15 protein-coding genes and 1 tRNA gene are annotated in these 16,509 nt (G+C 66.5%); 5 read left to right on the top strand and 11 right to left on the bottom strand.

Annotated features, from left to right (window positions below; translation table 11 throughout):
- The first annotated feature begins 262 nt into the window (after positions 1-262).
- Positions 263-2,557, top strand: coding sequence for a CDC48 family AAA ATPase (locus ACZ1I5_RS20645; RefSeq protein WP_465171107.1), 2,295 nt, complete (start codon positions 263-265; stop codon positions 2,555-2,557).
- On the opposite strand, the gene ACZ1I5_RS20640 is transcribed toward ACZ1I5_RS20645, so the two are convergent.
- Both ACZ1I5_RS20640 and ACZ1I5_RS20635 read right to left on the bottom strand, forming a co-directional pair.
- The gene (locus ACZ1I5_RS20640; protein WP_465174014.1) at positions 2,486-3,790 is read right to left on the bottom strand and encodes an MFS transporter; all 1,305 of its coding nucleotides are present in this window, start codon (positions 3,788-3,790) and stop codon (positions 2,486-2,488) included. The two genes, ACZ1I5_RS20645 and ACZ1I5_RS20640, sit on opposite strands and share 72 nt — an antisense overlap.
- Before the next feature lie 44 nt (positions 3,791-3,834).
- Complete coding sequence (locus tag ACZ1I5_RS20635; protein WP_465171106.1) at positions 3,835-4,158, bottom strand: antibiotic biosynthesis monooxygenase family protein; 324 nt, start codon at positions 4,156-4,158, stop codon at positions 3,835-3,837.
- Between the two features lie 137 nt (positions 4,159-4,295).
- Between ACZ1I5_RS20635 and ACZ1I5_RS20630 the strand changes: the two genes are divergently transcribed.
- A complete protein-coding gene (locus ACZ1I5_RS20630) occupies positions 4,296-4,910 on the top strand; it encodes a class I SAM-dependent methyltransferase (RefSeq protein ID WP_465171105.1) in 615 nt (204 codons plus the stop codon).
- Between the two features lie 3 nt (positions 4,911-4,913).
- Here ACZ1I5_RS20630 and ACZ1I5_RS20625 read toward each other — a convergent pair whose 3' ends face one another.
- Entirely contained in the window at positions 4,914-6,092 is a 1,179-nt protein-coding gene (locus tag ACZ1I5_RS20625; RefSeq protein ID WP_465171104.1) for a phospholipase D-like domain-containing protein, read from the bottom strand.
- A 115-nt stretch (positions 6,093-6,207) separates the two neighbouring features.
- On the opposite strand from ACZ1I5_RS20625, the gene rpoZ reads away from it, so the two are divergent.
- Entirely contained in the window at positions 6,208-6,552 is a 345-nt protein-coding gene (gene rpoZ, locus ACZ1I5_RS20620) for a DNA-directed RNA polymerase subunit omega (protein WP_272624204.1), read from the top strand.
- A 179-nt stretch (positions 6,553-6,731) separates the two neighbouring features.
- Here rpoZ and ACZ1I5_RS20615 read toward each other — a convergent pair whose 3' ends face one another.
- Together ACZ1I5_RS20615 and ACZ1I5_RS20610 are read right to left on the bottom strand one after the other, a co-directional pair.
- On the bottom strand, positions 6,732-7,415 hold the full coding sequence (locus ACZ1I5_RS20615) for an RlmE family RNA methyltransferase (RefSeq protein WP_465171103.1): 684 nt from the start codon (positions 7,413-7,415) through the stop codon (positions 6,732-6,734).
- Positions 7,412-8,467 carry a Ppx/GppA phosphatase family protein gene (locus tag ACZ1I5_RS20610; RefSeq protein WP_465171102.1) on the bottom strand — a complete coding sequence of 352 codons (1,056 nt, stop codon included), beginning with the start codon at positions 8,465-8,467 and terminating at the stop codon, positions 7,412-7,414. Before ACZ1I5_RS20610 ends, ACZ1I5_RS20615 begins: the two co-directional genes overlap by 4 nt.
- 158 nt (positions 8,468-8,625) lie before the next feature.
- Here ACZ1I5_RS20610 and ACZ1I5_RS20605 point away from each other — a divergent pair.
- Together ACZ1I5_RS20605 and ACZ1I5_RS20600 are read left to right on the top strand one after the other, a co-directional pair.
- A tRNA-Gln gene (locus tag ACZ1I5_RS20605) sits at positions 8,626-8,699 on the top strand.
- 286 nt (positions 8,700-8,985) lie between these two features.
- Positions 8,986-9,579, top strand: coding sequence for an outer membrane protein (locus tag ACZ1I5_RS20600; protein ID WP_465171101.1), 594 nt, complete (start codon positions 8,986-8,988; stop codon positions 9,577-9,579).
- A gap of 65 nt (positions 9,580-9,644) precedes the next feature.
- Here the strand turns inward: ACZ1I5_RS20600 and ACZ1I5_RS20595 are convergent, their stop codons facing one another.
- From ACZ1I5_RS20595 to ACZ1I5_RS20570, 6 genes are all read right to left on the bottom strand, one after another.
- Entirely contained in the window at positions 9,645-10,400 is a 756-nt protein-coding gene (locus ACZ1I5_RS20595; RefSeq protein ID WP_465171100.1) for a GntR family transcriptional regulator, read from the bottom strand.
- A gap of 158 nt (positions 10,401-10,558) precedes the next feature.
- Complete coding sequence (locus tag ACZ1I5_RS20590) at positions 10,559-11,968, bottom strand: alpha/beta hydrolase family protein (protein ID WP_465171099.1); 1,410 nt, start codon at positions 11,966-11,968, stop codon at positions 10,559-10,561.
- Positions 11,969-12,077: 109 nt separating this feature from the next.
- Positions 12,078-13,088: an SMP-30/gluconolactonase/LRE family protein gene (locus ACZ1I5_RS20585; RefSeq protein WP_465171098.1), complete on the bottom strand. Its 1,011-nt coding sequence runs from the start codon at positions 13,086-13,088 to the stop codon at positions 12,078-12,080.
- Positions 13,089-13,144: 56 nt separating this feature from the next.
- The gene (locus ACZ1I5_RS20580) at positions 13,145-13,465 is read right to left on the bottom strand and encodes a c-type cytochrome (protein ID WP_465171097.1); all 321 of its coding nucleotides are present in this window, start codon (positions 13,463-13,465) and stop codon (positions 13,145-13,147) included.
- A gap of 47 nt (positions 13,466-13,512) precedes the next feature.
- Positions 13,513-15,432, bottom strand: coding sequence for an outer membrane protein assembly factor BamB family protein (locus ACZ1I5_RS20575; protein ID WP_465171096.1), 1,920 nt, complete (start codon positions 15,430-15,432; stop codon positions 13,513-13,515).
- A complete protein-coding gene (locus ACZ1I5_RS20570; protein ID WP_465171095.1) occupies positions 15,429-16,361 on the bottom strand; it encodes a cupin domain-containing protein in 933 nt (310 codons plus the stop codon). Before ACZ1I5_RS20570 ends, ACZ1I5_RS20575 begins: the two co-directional genes overlap by 4 nt.
- Between the last annotated feature and the right edge of the window lie 148 nt (positions 16,362-16,509).

Below are 16,509 nucleotides of genomic sequence, written 5' to 3'. Positions count from 1 at the left end.
CCTCGTGTAATTGCCAGCCCCGATTGCACCAAACGCAATTGCACCGACTCTTTTCGCACTTGCAGCATAAACCGCTGCGCCGCATATAGAGCAGGCCTTTCAGGCATCCTCTCCTAAAACTTTCAAGGCCGGCCCTTTGGGGTCGGCCCTTTTTTTGTCTGCTTCCAGTGGCTTATCCGAAGCAGGCAATGCTCCCCTCGTATCTGCGGAACAACGATCCTATCTCGCGCGCTCAGCGTCGAGTTTCTCGAGGGGATACCATATGGCCGATGGCGAAGCGCCGGTTCGGAAATTGCAGGTTGCCAATGCCAGGCCCGAAGACAGTGGTCGCGGCCTGGCGCATATGCCGCGCGCGCTGATGGCGGCGCTGGGCATCGGCGAAGGCGATGTGATCGAGATCGTCGGCAAGTCGACCACGCCGGCGCGCGCCGTCGCGCCCTATGCCGAGGACGAAGGGCTCGAGATCATCCGCATCGACGGCCTGCAGCGCGCCAATGCCGGTGCCGGCTCGGGCGATTTCGTCGAGGTGCGCAAGGTCGAGTCCAAGCCGGCGACGCGCGTGGTGTTCGCGCCGGCGCAGCAGAATCTGCGGCTCGAGGGATCGTCCAACGCGCTGAAACGGACTTTTTTCGGCCGGCCGCTGACTCAGGGCGATGTCGTCGCGACCGCCGGGCAGCAGCGCGTCGACAATATGCCGCCGGGCGTGCAGCAATTCCTCCGCGCCCCCGCCTATGCGCTGCAGGAGATTCGTCTCGCGGTGATCGGCACGACGCCCAAGGGCGTCGTCCATGTCGACGAGAATACCGAGATCGAGCTGCGCCCCGAATATGAGGAGCCGAAGGAGGCGCGCCGCGCCGACGTCACCTATGACGATATCGGCGGCATGGGCCCGACGATCGACCAGCTGCGCGAGATGGTCGAGCTGCCCTTGCGCTATCCCGAGCTGTTCCAGCGCCTGGGCGTCGATCCGCCCAAGGGCGTGCTGCTGCATGGGCCGCCCGGTACCGGCAAGACCCGCCTCGCGCGGGCCGTCGCCAATGAAAGCGCCGCCGAATTCTTCCTGATCAACGGCCCCGAGATCATGGGGTCGGCGTACGGCGAATCCGAGGGCAAGCTGCGCCAGGTGTTCGAGGAAGCGGCGAAGAACGCGCCCTCGATCGTGTTCATCGACGAAATCGATTCGATCGCGCCGAAACGCGGCCAGGTGTCGGGCGAAGCGGAAAAGCGCCTCGTCGCGCAGCTGCTGACCCTGATGGACGGGCTGGAGGCGCGCGCCAATGTCGTCGTCATCGCCGCGACCAATCGCCCCGAGGCGATCGACGAGGCACTCAGGCGTCCCGGCCGGTTCGACCGCGAGATCGTGGTGGGCGTGCCCGACGAGCGCGGACGGCGCGAGATCCTCGGCATCCACACCCGCGGCATGCCGCTGGGCGACAAGGTCGACCTCAACGAGCTGGCGCGGACCACCTATGGGTTCGTCGGTGCCGATCTCGCCGCGCTCGCCCGCGAAGCGGCGATCGAAGCGGTGCGCAAGATCATGCCGCGCCTCAACCTCGCCGAGGGCACCATCCCGCCCGAAGTGCTCGACACGCTCGCCGTGACGCGCGAGGATTTCCTCGATGCGCTGAAGCGCGTCCAGCCGAGCGCGATGCGCGAAGTGATGGTCGAGGCGCCGCGCGTCCGCTGGGAGGATGTCGGCGGGCTCGACAAGGCGCAGGCGCGCCTGAAGGAAGGCGTCGAGCTGCCGCTCAAGGACCCGGACGCCTTCCGCCGACTCGGCATCCGACCAGCCAAGGGTTTCCTGCTCTATGGCCCGCCGGGGACCGGCAAGACCCTGCTGGCCAAGGCCGTCGCGCGCGAGGCGGAGGCGAATTTCATCGCCACCAAATCGTCCGACCTGCTGAGCAAATGGTATGGCGAATCCGAGCAGCAGATCGCCCGGCTGTTCGCCCGCGCCCGGCAGGTGGCGCCCTGCGTGATCTTCATCGACGAGCTCGATTCGCTGGTTCCCGCACGGGGCGGTGGCCTGGGCGAGCCACAGGTGACCGAGCGCGTGGTCAACACGATCCTGTCCGAGATGGACGGACTGGAGGAGCTTCAGTCCGTCGTGGTGATCGGCGCGACCAACCGGCCGAACCTGATCGACCCGGCGCTGCTGCGCCCGGGCCGGTTCGACGAGCTGGTCTATGTCGGCGTGCCGGACAAGGCCGGTCGCCGCCGTATCCTGGCGATCCAGACCGGCAAGATGCCGCTCGCGCCGGACGTCGATCTCGACGAGATGGCCAGCCGCACCGAGCGCTTCACCGGCGCCGACCTGGAGGATCTGGTGCGCCGGGCGGGCCTGATCGCGCTGCGCCAGTCCTTGTCGGCCGCCGAAGTGACGATGGCGCATTTCGAGGAAGCGCTGCAGGATTCGCGCGCCTCGGTGACGCCGGACATGGAGCGCGAATATGAGCAGATGGCGGCACGGCTGAAGCAGGAAGCCTCAGCCATCCAGCCGATCGGCTTCATCACCCCCGGACAGCTTCGTCCGCATGGGCCGAAGGGCAGCGACTGACGGTTCGCGCAGCGCGAACCAGCAATAGCCGAGCAGCAGGATGAGCGCGGCACCCGCTGTCAGATAAGGCAGCGCGTGCCGCGCCTCGTACAGCCCGACTCCGATCGATGGCCCGAGCACGAAGGACGCGCCGTTGATCGAGGTGACCTTGCCGGCGACGGAGCCCTGCGCCGCATGCCCGACGGCAAGCGACGCGCCGGCGGTGAAGCCGGGGCGGGTGAAGCCGAAACCGATCGAGGCCAGCGCATAGGCCGTGGCGATGCCGTAGAGCGACGTCGCGAGACCGGTCAGCGCGCAGCCGGCAGCGCCGATGACCAGGCCGACCAGCATCAATTGCCGCGGCTTCATGTCGAGCAGCGGGATGATGCCCCATTGGACCAGCAATGCTGCCCCCGCGCCCATCATCAGTACGATGCCGGTCGGCTGGAGCGCGTCGGTCGGCGCGAGCTGGAGCCGGTCGATGACGAGGAAGCCGATCGCCTGGCTGGTCATCGCCTGGGCATGGCCCATCACCAGCCCGGCGATCATCCACGCACGGACGCGCGGATCGAAATAGCCGACGCGTTCGCTGTGCGGCTCGATCGCGGCGGTAATGCTGGCGCCGCTGCTCTGCCCGCCGATCGAGGGATAGGCGTTGGCGGCGCCGTGCGTGCCGGGCTGCGGCGTCCGGTCGTTGGGCAGCCGTTTGACCACCGCGACATAGATGAAGGCGGCGAACAGCGCGAAGAGGAAGGCCGGGCCCGACAGCCCGATCTCGACCGCGCCGATGCTGCCGAGGATGAGGAACGGGGCGATCGCCGGCCCCAGGATCGTGCCCAGCCCGAACGCCGACCCGAGCAGGGTCAGCGCGCGCGTGCGCTCCTCGCGGCTGGTGCGCCCGGCGACCAGCGCCTGGACCGCCGGGGGCGCCGCGGCGCCGAAGGTCCCGTAGATCAGCCGGCCGCCGATGAAGCAGATAAAGGCGGCGGTGCCGCTGATCCAGCCATTGATTCCGGCGGCGAGGAACAGGCCGCACAACAGCAGCGAGACGCAGAAACCCCCGATGCCGAGCAGGATCATCGCCCGCCGGCCATGCCGGTCGGAGCGATTGGCCCAATAAGGCGCGGCGATCACCCAGAGCAGGGCCGACACCGAAAAGGCGGCGGCGACCGCGCTGTCGGGCACTTTCAGCGAGCGGCCGAGCGCGGGCAGGATCGATTGCAGCGCGGTGTTGCCCGCCGCGATGGTGAGCATCACCAGGAACAGGAGCGCGAAATCGCGATTGACCCCGGGTGCCTTCACCCTTTGATCCAGCCATAGGAGCGCTGTGCCGCGCAGACGATGACGTCGTAGCTTTCATACCAGCGCTCGCGCCCGCCGTCGCGGATCGCCTTGTGCTCGGGATGGTCGCGCCAGGCGAGCGCGCTGGCCTCGTCGGCCCAGAAGCTGAGCGTGATGCCAAACCCGTCGGGCCCGCGCGTGCTTTCGATTCCGCGATAACCGGGCTGGGTCCTTGCCAGCGACTCCATCGCCTCGGCGGCGGCGGCATAGCCGGCATCGTCGACGGCGGTGCGCCGCGAGAGGAAGATCACCACGATCTGGCCGGTCCGGTCGTCGCGCATGCGCCTCGCTTAGGCGCTTCGCGGCGGCGCGCAACCCTGAACGGGACGCCCATGGCCTTTGCGGCGGACCCTAAGACTTGAATGTTCGTTACACTATTGCGACAGATGCTCGTGACTCATCAAAACAAGGATCGCCAGTGACCGTTTCCACCACTGCAGCGCGGCGCCAGCGCCGGGCCGCCGCCGGAGTGTCCTCACCCTGGGCCATGTTCCTGAAAGGGTTCATGAAACATCCGGTCATGGTCGGATCGATCGTTCCCTCCTCGGGCAAGCTGATCCGCAAGATGCTGGGTCCGGTGGACTGGCAGAACACGAAGCTGTTCGTCGAATATGGGCCGGGTGTCGGCACTTTCTGCCCGCATATCCTGGAGCGGCTCGCGTCGGACGCGACCTATATCGCGATCGACACCAACCCCGACTTCATCCGCTATCTGCGCCACGAGATCACCGATCCGCGGTTCCTCGCGGTCGGCGGGTCTGCGGCAGACGTGCGCCAGATCGTCGAGGACCATGGCTTCGACCATGCCGATTATGTCCTGTCGGGCCTGCCCTTCTCGACCCTGCCCGCCGGCGTCGGCGACGCGATCGGCCAGGCGACGGCCGATGTGCTGCGCCCGGGCGGCGCCTTTCTGGTCTATCAATTCTCGCCCAAGTGCCGCGATTTCATCGAACCCTATCTTCCGAAAATCGACCACGACATGGAGTGGTGGAACGTACCGCCCGCCCAGCTTTACTGGGCGTGGAAGGAATAGGGGTCAGGGCCTTTTCGCGAGCCGCTTGCGCGGCCCGAAATTGAGCCCCTTCGTCACATTATAGTCGAGCACGGTCATCACGAAGAAGGCGGCTGCCTGTTTCAGGCGCACCCACCAGGTGGTGCGTGCCTTGTACAGGGCGGCGGTGATCCGCTCGGACTGGTCGACCTCGCCGTCGACATAGGCGCGCACATGCGCGGCAAAGGCCTTGTCGTCGATCCGCAGCATCATCTCCAGGTTCAGGAACAGGCTGCGGATGTCGTAATTGGCCGAGCCGATATAGACCACGTCGTCGATGACGAAGAGCTTGGTATGCAGCTTGGTCGGCTGATATTCGTAGATCTCGACCCGTTTCCGGAGCAGCCCGGCATAAGTGAAGCGCGACGCCCAGATCGCCGCGCCATGATCGTTCTTCGACGGTAGCACAATGCGCACCCTGCCGCGCATGCCCGCCCGGTCGAGCCGTTTCAGCATGCCGGCGCTGGGCGCGAAATAGCCGGCGATGATGTCGATCGCCTGGGCACCTTCCAGGTCCCGCTTCACCGCGCGCGCCCAGGGGGACAGGCGCCGTGTCGGGCCGCCGAACAGCCAGCGCGTCCCGCCCTCGGGCTCGCTCCAGGTGCCGAGCGCGCGACGCAGCGAGCGGAGCGGCGCCCGAGGTTGCTTCGACCAGCGCGACAGCGCGTCGAAATAGCCGGCGATATGCCGGGCCGCGGGGCCGACCACCAGCAGCCCCAGGTCGCGCCACGCCTGTTCGGCGGGCGTGCCGAAATAACTGTCCTCGACGTTGAAGCCGCCGATGATCGCGCGGGCCTCGTCGGCCAGCGCCAGCTTCTGGTGGTTGCGCAGCAGATAGCGTCGGCCCCAGCGCGGCACGAAGCGGCAGACATCGACCCCGGCATCGCGCAGCGGCTCGAAGAAACGATGCTGCTCGGCATGCTCGCTGCCCAGGCCGTCGACCACGAGCGACACCGTCACCCCGCGGGCCGCCGCGTCGAGCATCGCCTGGCGCACCCGGGTGCCCGCCGCGTCGTCGACATAGATGTAATAGATGATGCGCAGGGTGCGCTCGGCGCCCGCGATCAGGTCGATCAACGCATCGAGCCGGCGCGGCCCGGTATCGAGCATGGTCAGCTGGTTGCCGTCGACGGTGAAGCTCGGCTGGACGGCGGGTTCGGTCATTCCGCTGATGTGGCCGCGCGGAGTGACGGGGGCAAGCCGGATTCCTTGACTCCTGGCAGGTTGCGCCCTAGATCGCCGGTCTTCATTCTATCGTTGTTTGCGAAGGAAGCCGTTCATGGCGCGCGTCACTGTCGAGGATTGCGTCGACAAGATTCCCAACCGGTTCGATCTGGTGCTGTTCGCGGCGCAGCGTGCCCGGCAGATTTCCGGCGGTGCCGACCTGACGATCGACCGCGATCGCGACAAGAACCCGGTCGTCGCGCTGCGCGAGATCGCCGAGGAGACGGTGCGCCCGAATCACTTGGAAGAGGCAGTCGTTTCCGGCCTGCAGCGCGTCCAGGTCGATGACGAGGACACGCCCGACGAGATCGGCTCGCTCGCCGCTTCGGCCGAGGCGCTGCGCCTCACCGCCGCCGCGCCGCCGCGCAACCAGAATCTGGGCGGCGACTACGAGGGCTGAGCCCTTCGAGTCCGACGAATACCAAAAAAGCCCGCGGAGCGATCCGCGGGCTTTTTGTTTTCATTGGCGACGTCGGCCAGCCACGCCAACCGTCACCCAGGACTTTTCTGGGGCCATCGCGCCGCACCGGTGCCAGCGCGAGAGGAGGAATGGATGCCGGAACAAGTCCGGCATGACGGCTATTCCTCGGATACCGTTTCTCGCCGTCCCTTGAAGCCTTGCGCCACGACATACCATTCGGACGAGCCCTTGCGGCTCGCGGGCGGCTTGGCGTGCTTCACCGTCTTGAAATTGCGCTTCAGCTCCGCGACCAGCGAGGCGTCGGCGCCGCCGGCGAACACCTTGCCGACGAACACCCCGCCCGGCTCGAGCACATCGACCGCAAAGGCCAGCGCCGCCTCGACCAGCGCCATGGTGCGGAGCGCGTCGGTCTGCGGATGGCCGACCGTATTGGCCGCCATGTCCGACAGCACCAGGTCTGGGGCGCCGCCCAGCGCCTCGGTGAGCTTGTCCGGCGCGGCATCGTCCATGAAGTCCATCTGGAAGATCGTGACGTCGTCGATCGGGTCGACCGGCAGCAGATCGATGCCGACGATCGCCGTCTTGGGCGAGCGCCGCCGCACCACCTGGCTCCAGCCGCCGGGCGCGATGCCGAGATCGACCACCCGCCTCACCCCGCGCAGGAAACCGAATCGCTCGTCCAGCTCGATCAGCTTGTAGGCGGCGCGGCTGCGATAGCCCTCGGCCTTGGCGCGCTTCACATAGGGATCGTTGAGCTGGCGATCGAGCCAGCGCGTCGATTGCGGCGTCCGCCGCCGCGCCGTCTTGACCCGGACCCGAAGCCCGCCACCATCCTTGCTCATAAGGCTTTCCCACCGATCAGCCGGCGCAATATGCCTTCGCGGATACCGCGATCGGCGACGCCGAGCCGTTCGGCCGGCCAGAGATCCAGAATCGTCTCGAGGATCGCACAGCCGGCCACGACCAGATCAGCCCGCTCATTGCCGATACAGGGCATGGTGGCGCGTTGGGCAAGGCTCATCCGCGACAGGTCGCTGCTGATCCTGCGCATCGAGGCGGCCGGCACGATCAGCCCGTCGACCGCCGAGCGGTCATAATGCGACAGGCCGAGATGGACGCTGGCCAGGGTGGTGACCGTGCCGCTGGTGCCGAGCAACCGCGGCCGCTCCATTCCGGTCGGCAGGCGGGCGGCGAAACCGGCGAAGCTGTCGGCGACGAGTCCGCGCATCCGCGCATAGGCCGCGGCCAGGCCGTCAGGGCCGGTCCCGCCGCCCGCGCTCTCGGTGAGCGAGACGACGCCCCAGGGCGCGCTGTGCCAGTCGAGCACCACCGGGACCTTGGGCCGCGTGTCGACCAGCACCAGCTCGGTCGATCCGCCGCCGATGTCGAACACCAGTGCGGGGTCCTCGCCGGGCTCGATCAGCGCATGGCAGCCGAGCACGGCAAGCCGGGCTTCCTCCTCGGCGGAAATGACGTCGAGATGAATGCCGGTTTCGGCATAGGCGCGGGCGATGAAATCGGGGCCGTTGCTCGCCCGCCGGCACGCCTCGGTCGCAACGGAGCGCGACAGGGCGACGTTGCGGCGCTTCAGCTTGTCGGCACAGACCTTCAGCGCGGCGAGGGTGCGGTCGATCGCGGCGTCGCTCAGGCGACCCGTCGCCGCGACACCTTCGCCCAGCCGGACGATTCGCGAAAAGGCGTCGACCACGGCGAATCCATCGCCCTGAGGCCGTGCGATCAGCAGCCGGCAATTATTGGTGCCGAGGTCGAGCGCGGCGAAGTGACGCGCCTCCGGCCAACGCGCGCGTCCCGCCCCGGGATTCTTTCCGGGAGTTGGCGCCGAACGGGCAGGTCTGTCCTGCCGGTACGGCATCTTGGGCGATTGATCCCCCATGCCGTGTGTACTCGCTTTTATGTTCTGCCGTCGCGTCGGCCCGGGGGGCCGCCGTTCGGTGCTTGGGGAAAGCGTAGCGCAGGCAATGCCATGCGGCAAGCAGCACACCTGCGGTCGGTTGACAGCCCCGGCGCGGCCCCCTAGATCGCGGGCCGCGTTGCCCCGTCGTCTAATGGTAAGACTACGGACTCTGACTCCGTCTATTGAGGTTCGAATCCTCACGGGGCATCCATTTCCCCACCTTGAGCATGTGGGGAGCCATCAGCTCTCAGCATGTTAGTCGCCGGACCGCCAACGAACGGCGCCACCGGATCGCACTTGGCTGCGTTGGTCGGAAATCCTTGCCGGCAGCCGAGGCACGTCCGTGTCGAGCCGGTCACCGACCCATATTTGATCAGTTGTCGTCATCTCCCAGCGGTGTGGCCCTGAGGACACAGTCTGACGAAGACCGTGCTCGTGGCGGGATCATATTGCAGTTCAGACGGTTAACGCCTCGCCTTAACACGAGGACAGTAAACATGCGTACCATATTGCTTATCGCGGCCGCGTCGGCCGCGTTGATTTCCGGCGGCGCTTCCGCTCAGGACAATCCCACATCCTTTCGCGGCATTCGCATCGAGGGAAATATTGGCGGGGACCGCTTCCAGTCCCAGGGCGTCCATAACGACAAGCTCGGTTATGGCGGCACGGTGGGCTTCGACGGTGTGATCGGTGACAGGATCGTGATCGGCCCGGAGGGCAGCTACTGGCGCGCCAATGACTGGACGGAGAACTGCACCTCCGCAAGCAACGGATCAACCTGCCACAAATCCTTCGAGGAATGGGGTGCCGCGGTTCGGGCGGGCGTTCTTGTAACACCGCGCGCGCTGGTATTCGCCAAGGGCGGCTATGTCAGCAATGAACAGCGCAAGCGCTTCACCGCGGGGCCGGGTGGCGGCTCCTTTTATGACCATTTCCGTACTGACGGCTATCAGGTCGGCGGTGGCGTGGAGTATACGGTCACTGAAGGCCGGGTGCCCGCCTATGTGAACGTGCAATATGTCTATTCGCAATATAACGATCATACGTCGCGCCAGCGCCTGATGGCAGGCGTGGGTATCCGCTTCAAATAGGCCTCACGACCAGCGGGAGGCACGTCCTCCCGCTGGTTCGTCCCAATGGGTCAACGCAACTCGGACTATAGTTCGCGGCGCGGCCCGCCGCTGCGCGGCTCTGACGGGACGCGACCCGCCATGCGCGCCGACGCTTCTTCCATGCGGATGCGCGAACGCTCCAGATGGACCCGCATCGCCGTCTCGGCCGCCGCCGGATCGCGCGCGAGCAGCGCGTGGATGATCTCGGCATGCTCCTGCGCTGCTTCCTGGGGCGCATTGGTGTTGAACAGGAAGCGGAAGATGTGGAGGTGCATGTGCAGCCGCTCGATCGTCTCGGCGATCAGATGGTTGCCGCTGCCGGTCGCGACCAGGCTGTGCAGCATCGCATCCGCCTCGGCGAAGCGGGCATAGGCGACGCCGGTTTCCGCCTGGATCCGGTCCATCTCCTCTTCCATCGCCGACAGCTGGCGCAGCATGTCGTCGTTCATCGATTCGGCGGCGCGCGCGGCGGCATAGGGCTCGATCAGCTGGCGCAGCACATACAGGTCGCTGACCTCGGCGGGCGTCATCTGCGCGCTCGCATGATAGCCGACATTGGGGACCTTGATGACGAGCTTCTCGGCCTCGAGCCGGCTCAGCGCCTCGCGGATCGGGGTCTGCGAGATGCCGAGCTTGCGCGCGACGGCATCGATCCCGATGCGCGTGCCCGGCGCGATCTCCATCGACACCAGCATCGACAGGAGATGCTCGTGCGCCCAGGCGACCAGGGTCGGCACCGGGGCTGGCCGCGGCGAGCGATAGCCGGCGGGGAAGGCAAGGGGGGAGTCGGTGGTGTCCATCTAGGTCTCGAACTGCAACGGCGCCGTGGCGTCTATGCAACACCTATAGGATATCGGATCACCGCGGGAAAGGACGATCGCGGTGCATAGGGTAACAATGGGCCTATCGCCCGTCCCCGCAGGCCAGCCCAGGCGTCATCAGCGGCGGCGCTACCAGCCTATTTCCAGTATTTGCCGGCGAACTGGATGAAATAGGGCCAGTTGGGGTTGGGGGTGTGGCCTTCGGTGTGCTGGCGGTACCCGATATCGCCCGTGCCGAGATAGGTGAGGATCGGCGGGAACGTTGCGGTCTGCAGCCCCTTCCTGCCAAGCAGCGTCCAGACCGGGCTGGCCGCCGCCGAGGCCATGAACATGCCACGCGCATCGACCCAGCCATCACCGGGCACCGCGGAGGGCGGCGTCATGATCAGCGCGCCGCCGCCGATGAACAGCGGCCGGGGCGCGACCATCGCGATCAGCTCGTGGCTGTCGACCGACATCTCGCTGGCATTGTGGCCGATGGCCGCGAATTTGAGGAAATTTCCCGCGAACCAGTGGAATTCACTGACCGCCGCCAGATTGGGAATGCCCTCGCCGAAATTGCGGCGATAAAGCGCGGCACCGCCCGCGCCCGAGGAGGAAATGAAGCCGGTGGCGAAGCGCTGGTCGTACGCGAGCGCGACGAGCGCTGCCTTGCCGCCGCGCGAATGGCCGAAGATCGCGACCTTCTTCGCATCCACCTGCCTGTCGGTCGCGAGATAATCGAGCCCCCGGCTCGCGCCCCAGGCCCAGGCGCGCAGCACGCCCCAATCCTCCAGGCTGCGCGGCTGCCCCTTGTTGACCAGGCCGATAATGCCTTGCGTCAGGCCCGCCGCATTGTCGGCCTGCACGCTATTGGTGTCGAGCGTCGCGAAACCCCAATTCTTCGCCAGCAATTGCTCGCGGTAATCGGGGCCCGGCGGCAGCGCCGGCGCGCCCGGTGGCCGCGGGCGCGGATTGACCGAGCCGAACGACATCACGACCGGCACGCGCTTGCCCCGGGCGGATGCCGGCGTCGACAGGTTCATCAGGATATCGACGGTGATGGCGGGCGCCGCCGCGTTGTCGACATGGCCGACCAGCTTCCGGGTGACGACAGCGGTCGCGCCGATCGTCTCCTCCACGGTTTCGGCGACACGCCAGGTCACCATCGGCACATTGGCCGGCACCCGGCCATAGACCTCGCGGTCGAACAGCTCGGCAATCTCGGCACGGCGGGCGGGCCATTGTGATGCCCTGGTCAGCTTGACCCCGGCGTTGCTGGTCAGCGGATCGGGGAGATTGGGGAAAGGGTTGGCCCGCGTCTCATCGAAATTGGCGAAATCGGGCTTGCTCGGATCGCGCGCCGAGACGGTCGGGGTCAGCGCGGTTATTCCCAGCAGGTGCATCTCGCGGGTCCGTTCCGTCGCGGATTCGGCCGTGATGCGATCGCGCTCCGGATCGGCCGGCGGGGCCGCCGGCGCGGGTGGCGTCTGCGCGGCGCGGATCGATGGGGCCGCCAGCGCGGTGGAGATCAGCAGGAGCGCTGCAACGGAAAGCCTTCCCTTCACGATCTTCTCCTGGGCCGGTGATAAAAAGGCGGAGCGGCGCCGAAGCGACGCCCCGCCAGGTGTCCCGCGCTCGGGAGCGACGGGAGGGGTAGGGTAAGCGCCGGGCCGATCAGCGCTTGTACAGCGGTGGCGACCCGGCAACCTTGGTCCGGAGACGGTAGATGCTGGTCGAGCCGGTGAAATAGAGATCCTTGCCGTCGGCCCCGCCCCAGGCGAGGTTGGCGGCGACTTCGGGCAGCTTGATCTGGCCGAGCAGCTTGCCCTGCGGCGAGATGATTCGAATGCCGCCCGGGCCAGTGCTCCAGACATTGCCGGCGACATCGGTCTTCAGCCCGTCCGGGCCGCCCCGGCCCATGCTGCGGTCATAGGTGAACAGCACGCGCGGGTTGGACAGCGCGCCGTCCTTGCCCACGTCATAGGCGCGGGTGAACATCTCCGGCCCATAGCTGTTGACGTAGAAGGTCTTGCCGTCGTTCGAGAAAGCGAGGCCGTTGGGCAGCTTCAGGTCGGTGACCATCGGGGTCAGCTTGCCGTTGGCATAACGATAGACCGCGGCGAAGGGCTGCTCGAGCGGCGGCGACGGCTCCATGTTCATCGGGCCGAAGGGCGGATCGGTGAACCACAGCGCGCCGTCCTTGGCAAAGACCAGATCGTTCGGGCTGTTGATCTTCTTGCCGTCATAGGTGCTGAGAAACGGCTTGATCGCAAGCTTGGCGTCAAGCCGCGACAGGTTGCGGCCGCCCTGCTGGGCATAGACGATCGTGCCGTCCTTGTCGGTGGCCATCGCGTTCGGCCCGAGCGTCTTGCCCGGCTTCGGGTTGGGATAACCGCCGGCATGATCGACCAGCAGCTCGACCTTGCCGTCGGGCGTGACCGCGCGGATTTCCTCGCCGCCGACATCGGAGAACCACAGCCGCCCTTCACGCCACATCGGGCCTTCGACGAACTTGAAGCCGGTCGCGACCTTTTCGATCTGCGCATCGGGCGCAATCAGGGCGTCGAGCGCGGGGTCGGCCCGCACCACCTCGGACTCGGGTGCGGCGGGCGGCGTCTGCGCGGACGCGCTGATCGCCGCGATCCCGGCACTCATGACAAGGGCGTATTTCAGCACGGACTTCATCGCTTTATCCCCTCCAGGGTTATTCTCGTTCGGCCGGGAAAACCCGGCCGCAAGTCTCACTTCGCGGCGGGCTTGGTCGGTTCGGGGCCGAAATTCGTCGCGAGATAACCGATCACCATGGTCATATCGTCGGGCGTGAGATCGGCGCCGCGATCGACCATCAGCTGCACCGTCGCTGCCCAGTCATCGGCGCTGCGGCGCTGGTTGAACACGCTCGCGGTCGAATGGCAGGTGCTGCAGCGTTCGTTGATCACGACCAGCGCCGGGCCGGGCGGCGGCGTGGGGGCGGTGCTCGCCGCCGCCGGCGCCGGCGGCGCGCTCTGCGCCTCCAGTCCACGAGTCGCCACGACCGCAAAGGCCAGGCCCATCACACTCAACGTTATCTTCCGTGCAGACATCTCGACCCGATACTCCAGTTACAAACCTACTTCGGCAGCGCGAAGGCCAGCACTGCATCGCTCGATACCGGCGAGCCGTTGAACCCGCCGGTATCGACCGCCGCGACATATTGGCGGCCGCTCTTGCCGGCATAGCTGATCGCCGAGCCATAGATCGCCGCGGGCAAGGTCGCGGTCCACAGCACCTTGCCGGTGCGGGTATCGAAGGCGCGCATCTTGTTCTCATCGGTGCCGCCGAAAAAGGCGAGGCCGGTCGCGGTGACGATCGGCGCCCCCGAGCTCAGCCGGCCGGTGTCGCGCATGCCCTCCGGCAGGGTGTCGGTCGTGCCGAGCGGCACGCGCCACGCGATCTTGCCGCTGTTGACGTTGACCGCGACCATCTCGCCCCAGGGCGGCGGGCCGCACGGCGTGCGCGTCTCGCGATCCCAGAAATAGACATAGCCGCGCGCGAGGCCCCAGGAACCGTCCGCCTGCTTGGCGAGCTGTTGCGGGCTGGCCAGCGAGTTGACATTGGTGATGTAGAGCCCCTGTTTCGGATCGAACGCGCCCCCTCCATAATCGATGCCGCCCAGACTGCCGGGGAAAAAGGCGACAGCCGAGTCCGCCCGGAACGGCTGGAACATCTTGCTCGAGACGATCTTGTAATCGTCGACCACTTTCTGGCAGCGCTGCTTCACGTCGGGTGTCATCGCCGCCATTTCCGACATGTCGAACGACAGGCGAGTCAGTGGCGGCGGCGTCGATGGCATCGGCTGAGTCGGTGACGGGACTTCGCCCGGGATGTCGGTGTCGGTCGGAACCGGCACTTCCTTTACGTCGTAGATCGGCTTGCCGGTGACGCGGTCGAGGATGAACATGATCGCCATCTTGCTCATCACGGCGATCGCCGGGATGGTCCGGCCGTTCTTCTTCACGTCCATCAAGGTCGCGGCGGGCAGGTCGACGTCCCAGATGTCATGATGCACGACCTGGAAATGCCAGAGATATTTGCCGTTATTGGCATCCACCGCGACGATCGAATTGCCGTAGAGATTGTCGCCCTTGCGGTCCCCGCCCCAGCGATCGAAGCTGGGCGCGGCGATCGGCAGATAGGCGATGCCGCGCTTTTCATCGACGACGATCTGCGTCCAGACATTGTTGCCCGACCGGTTCTTCCAGCTATCGCCTTCCCAGCTGCCGAAGTTCTTCTCGCCGGGCTGCGGCACCGTGTGGAAGGTCCAGACCAGCTTTCCGGACCGCGCGTCCCAGGCACGCACATCGCCGCGCGCACCGAGCGAGGGGGTTTCCTGCACGCGCGACCCAGTGATGATCAGATCACCATAGATTGCCGGCGGACCCGACATGCCGAACTGCGTGTTCGGATTGCCGTTGGTGATCTCCGGCGTCTTCATGTTGACCACGCCGTTCTCGCCGAAGCCGGGCACCGGCACGCCGGTGGCGGCGTCGAGCGCGATCAGCCGGCCCGAGCGGGTGCCGAACACGATCTCCGGCCTGGCCTTGCCCGAGCCGGGCCAATATTGGACGCCGCGCGTCGAGGCCTGGTCGCGTTCGGGCATCTGGTAGGCCCAGAGCTCCTTGCCGGTATCGGCATCGAGCGCGACGACCTTGCCGTAGGGCGAGGGGAAATACATCACGCCGTTCATCACGATCGGCGTCGCCTGCGACGAGGAGAAGCGCGGTCGTGGCGGTGGCGGCGTGTTGGCCGGTGCCTCGGGGTTTACCGGGAAGGCAGGCACGACGAAATTCGACGGCTTCATGTTGTAGGTCCAGGCGACCTGAAGCTTGTCGACATTCTGCGGCGTGATCTGCGTCAGCGGCGAATAGCGCGACGCCCCCTGGTCATTGCCATAGCTTGGCCAATCCTTGCCGGCGGGAGCGGCGTTGAGGTTGGTGGCGGCGGACGCGGCGATCGTCGCGGCGCCCGCGAGCAGCAGCGCGATCCTCAACGGGCGGTCCTCGGACGAGCGGCCTGCGCGGCCATGTACGACGCCTTGGACGCGAGGTCCTTCGCTACACCGATCACCATCATGTCGAGGGGAGCCGCTCCTGTTGATCGAATCGACCGGGACTGGCCCAGGTCGACGGGGATGACATCCCCGGTGTGAATAGCCGCTGTCTCGGATCCCACGGTTGCTTCGCCGTCGCCCGAGATGACCAGATAGACCTCGCTCATTTCCGCCATGGTCCGGGCACCGACCGAGGCGCCCGTCGGGATGCGGAGATGATCGACATAGGACCAGGGAGTCGAGAACACGCTCGGCTCGAACGCGCGGCGATACTGCACCGTGCCGGTGCCGCCATCCATGCCCGCGACCGCGCGGAGCTGGGCCGGATCGAAGCGCGCCGAGATGAACTGCGGGATCGGGTCGAGCGTCACATTGGTGCGCGGATCGTTCAGGTTGAACGCGTCATAGGTCTTGGTCAGCCCAACATTGATATTGACCCATTGCACAGGCTTGTCAGTGGGATTGTAGATGCCGTGCGCCTGACCCATGCGGTCGGGCACCGCGGCGGGGCCCTTGATGAGTGAGGTATGGCCGTTGATCGTGAACTGCGCCTCGCCGTCCAGAATGACGAACATTTCCTCGCAACCATTGTGGAAATGCTCGCCGATGCCGCTTTTCGGCGCGATCACCCCGCGATGGACGAAGATCAGATTGGTGCTGAGCGCATCGGCGCCGAAGATCTGGCCGAACTCCATGGATCCGGCGCCGGCATGAACGCCTTCGCTGTGACGGAACTTGGTCGGATCAGTGTGCCCGATGCGCTGCGCCAGCGGTTTGGCGGATGGGGCCGGAGCAGCGGACTGCCCATGGGCGGCAGCGACAATGAGCATCGGCGCGACGATCGCGCACGCCAGATAATGCTTCCTCAATCCAGATCTCCCCTCGGCGTCTCCGCCGGCTCCTTGCGGGGCCGGCTCAGACGTTGTTCTTTGTTTCGACGGATGCTAGCAGGGTGCAATATCATATACAATATGATCCGGAGCCATTTGGCGACAGGGCGCGGATTAGCGAGGGGAT

It is taken from the genome of Sphingomonas sp. BL-S-30 (assembly GCF_055521475.1).
This window is presented reverse-complemented; position numbering and strand designations above follow the sequence as displayed.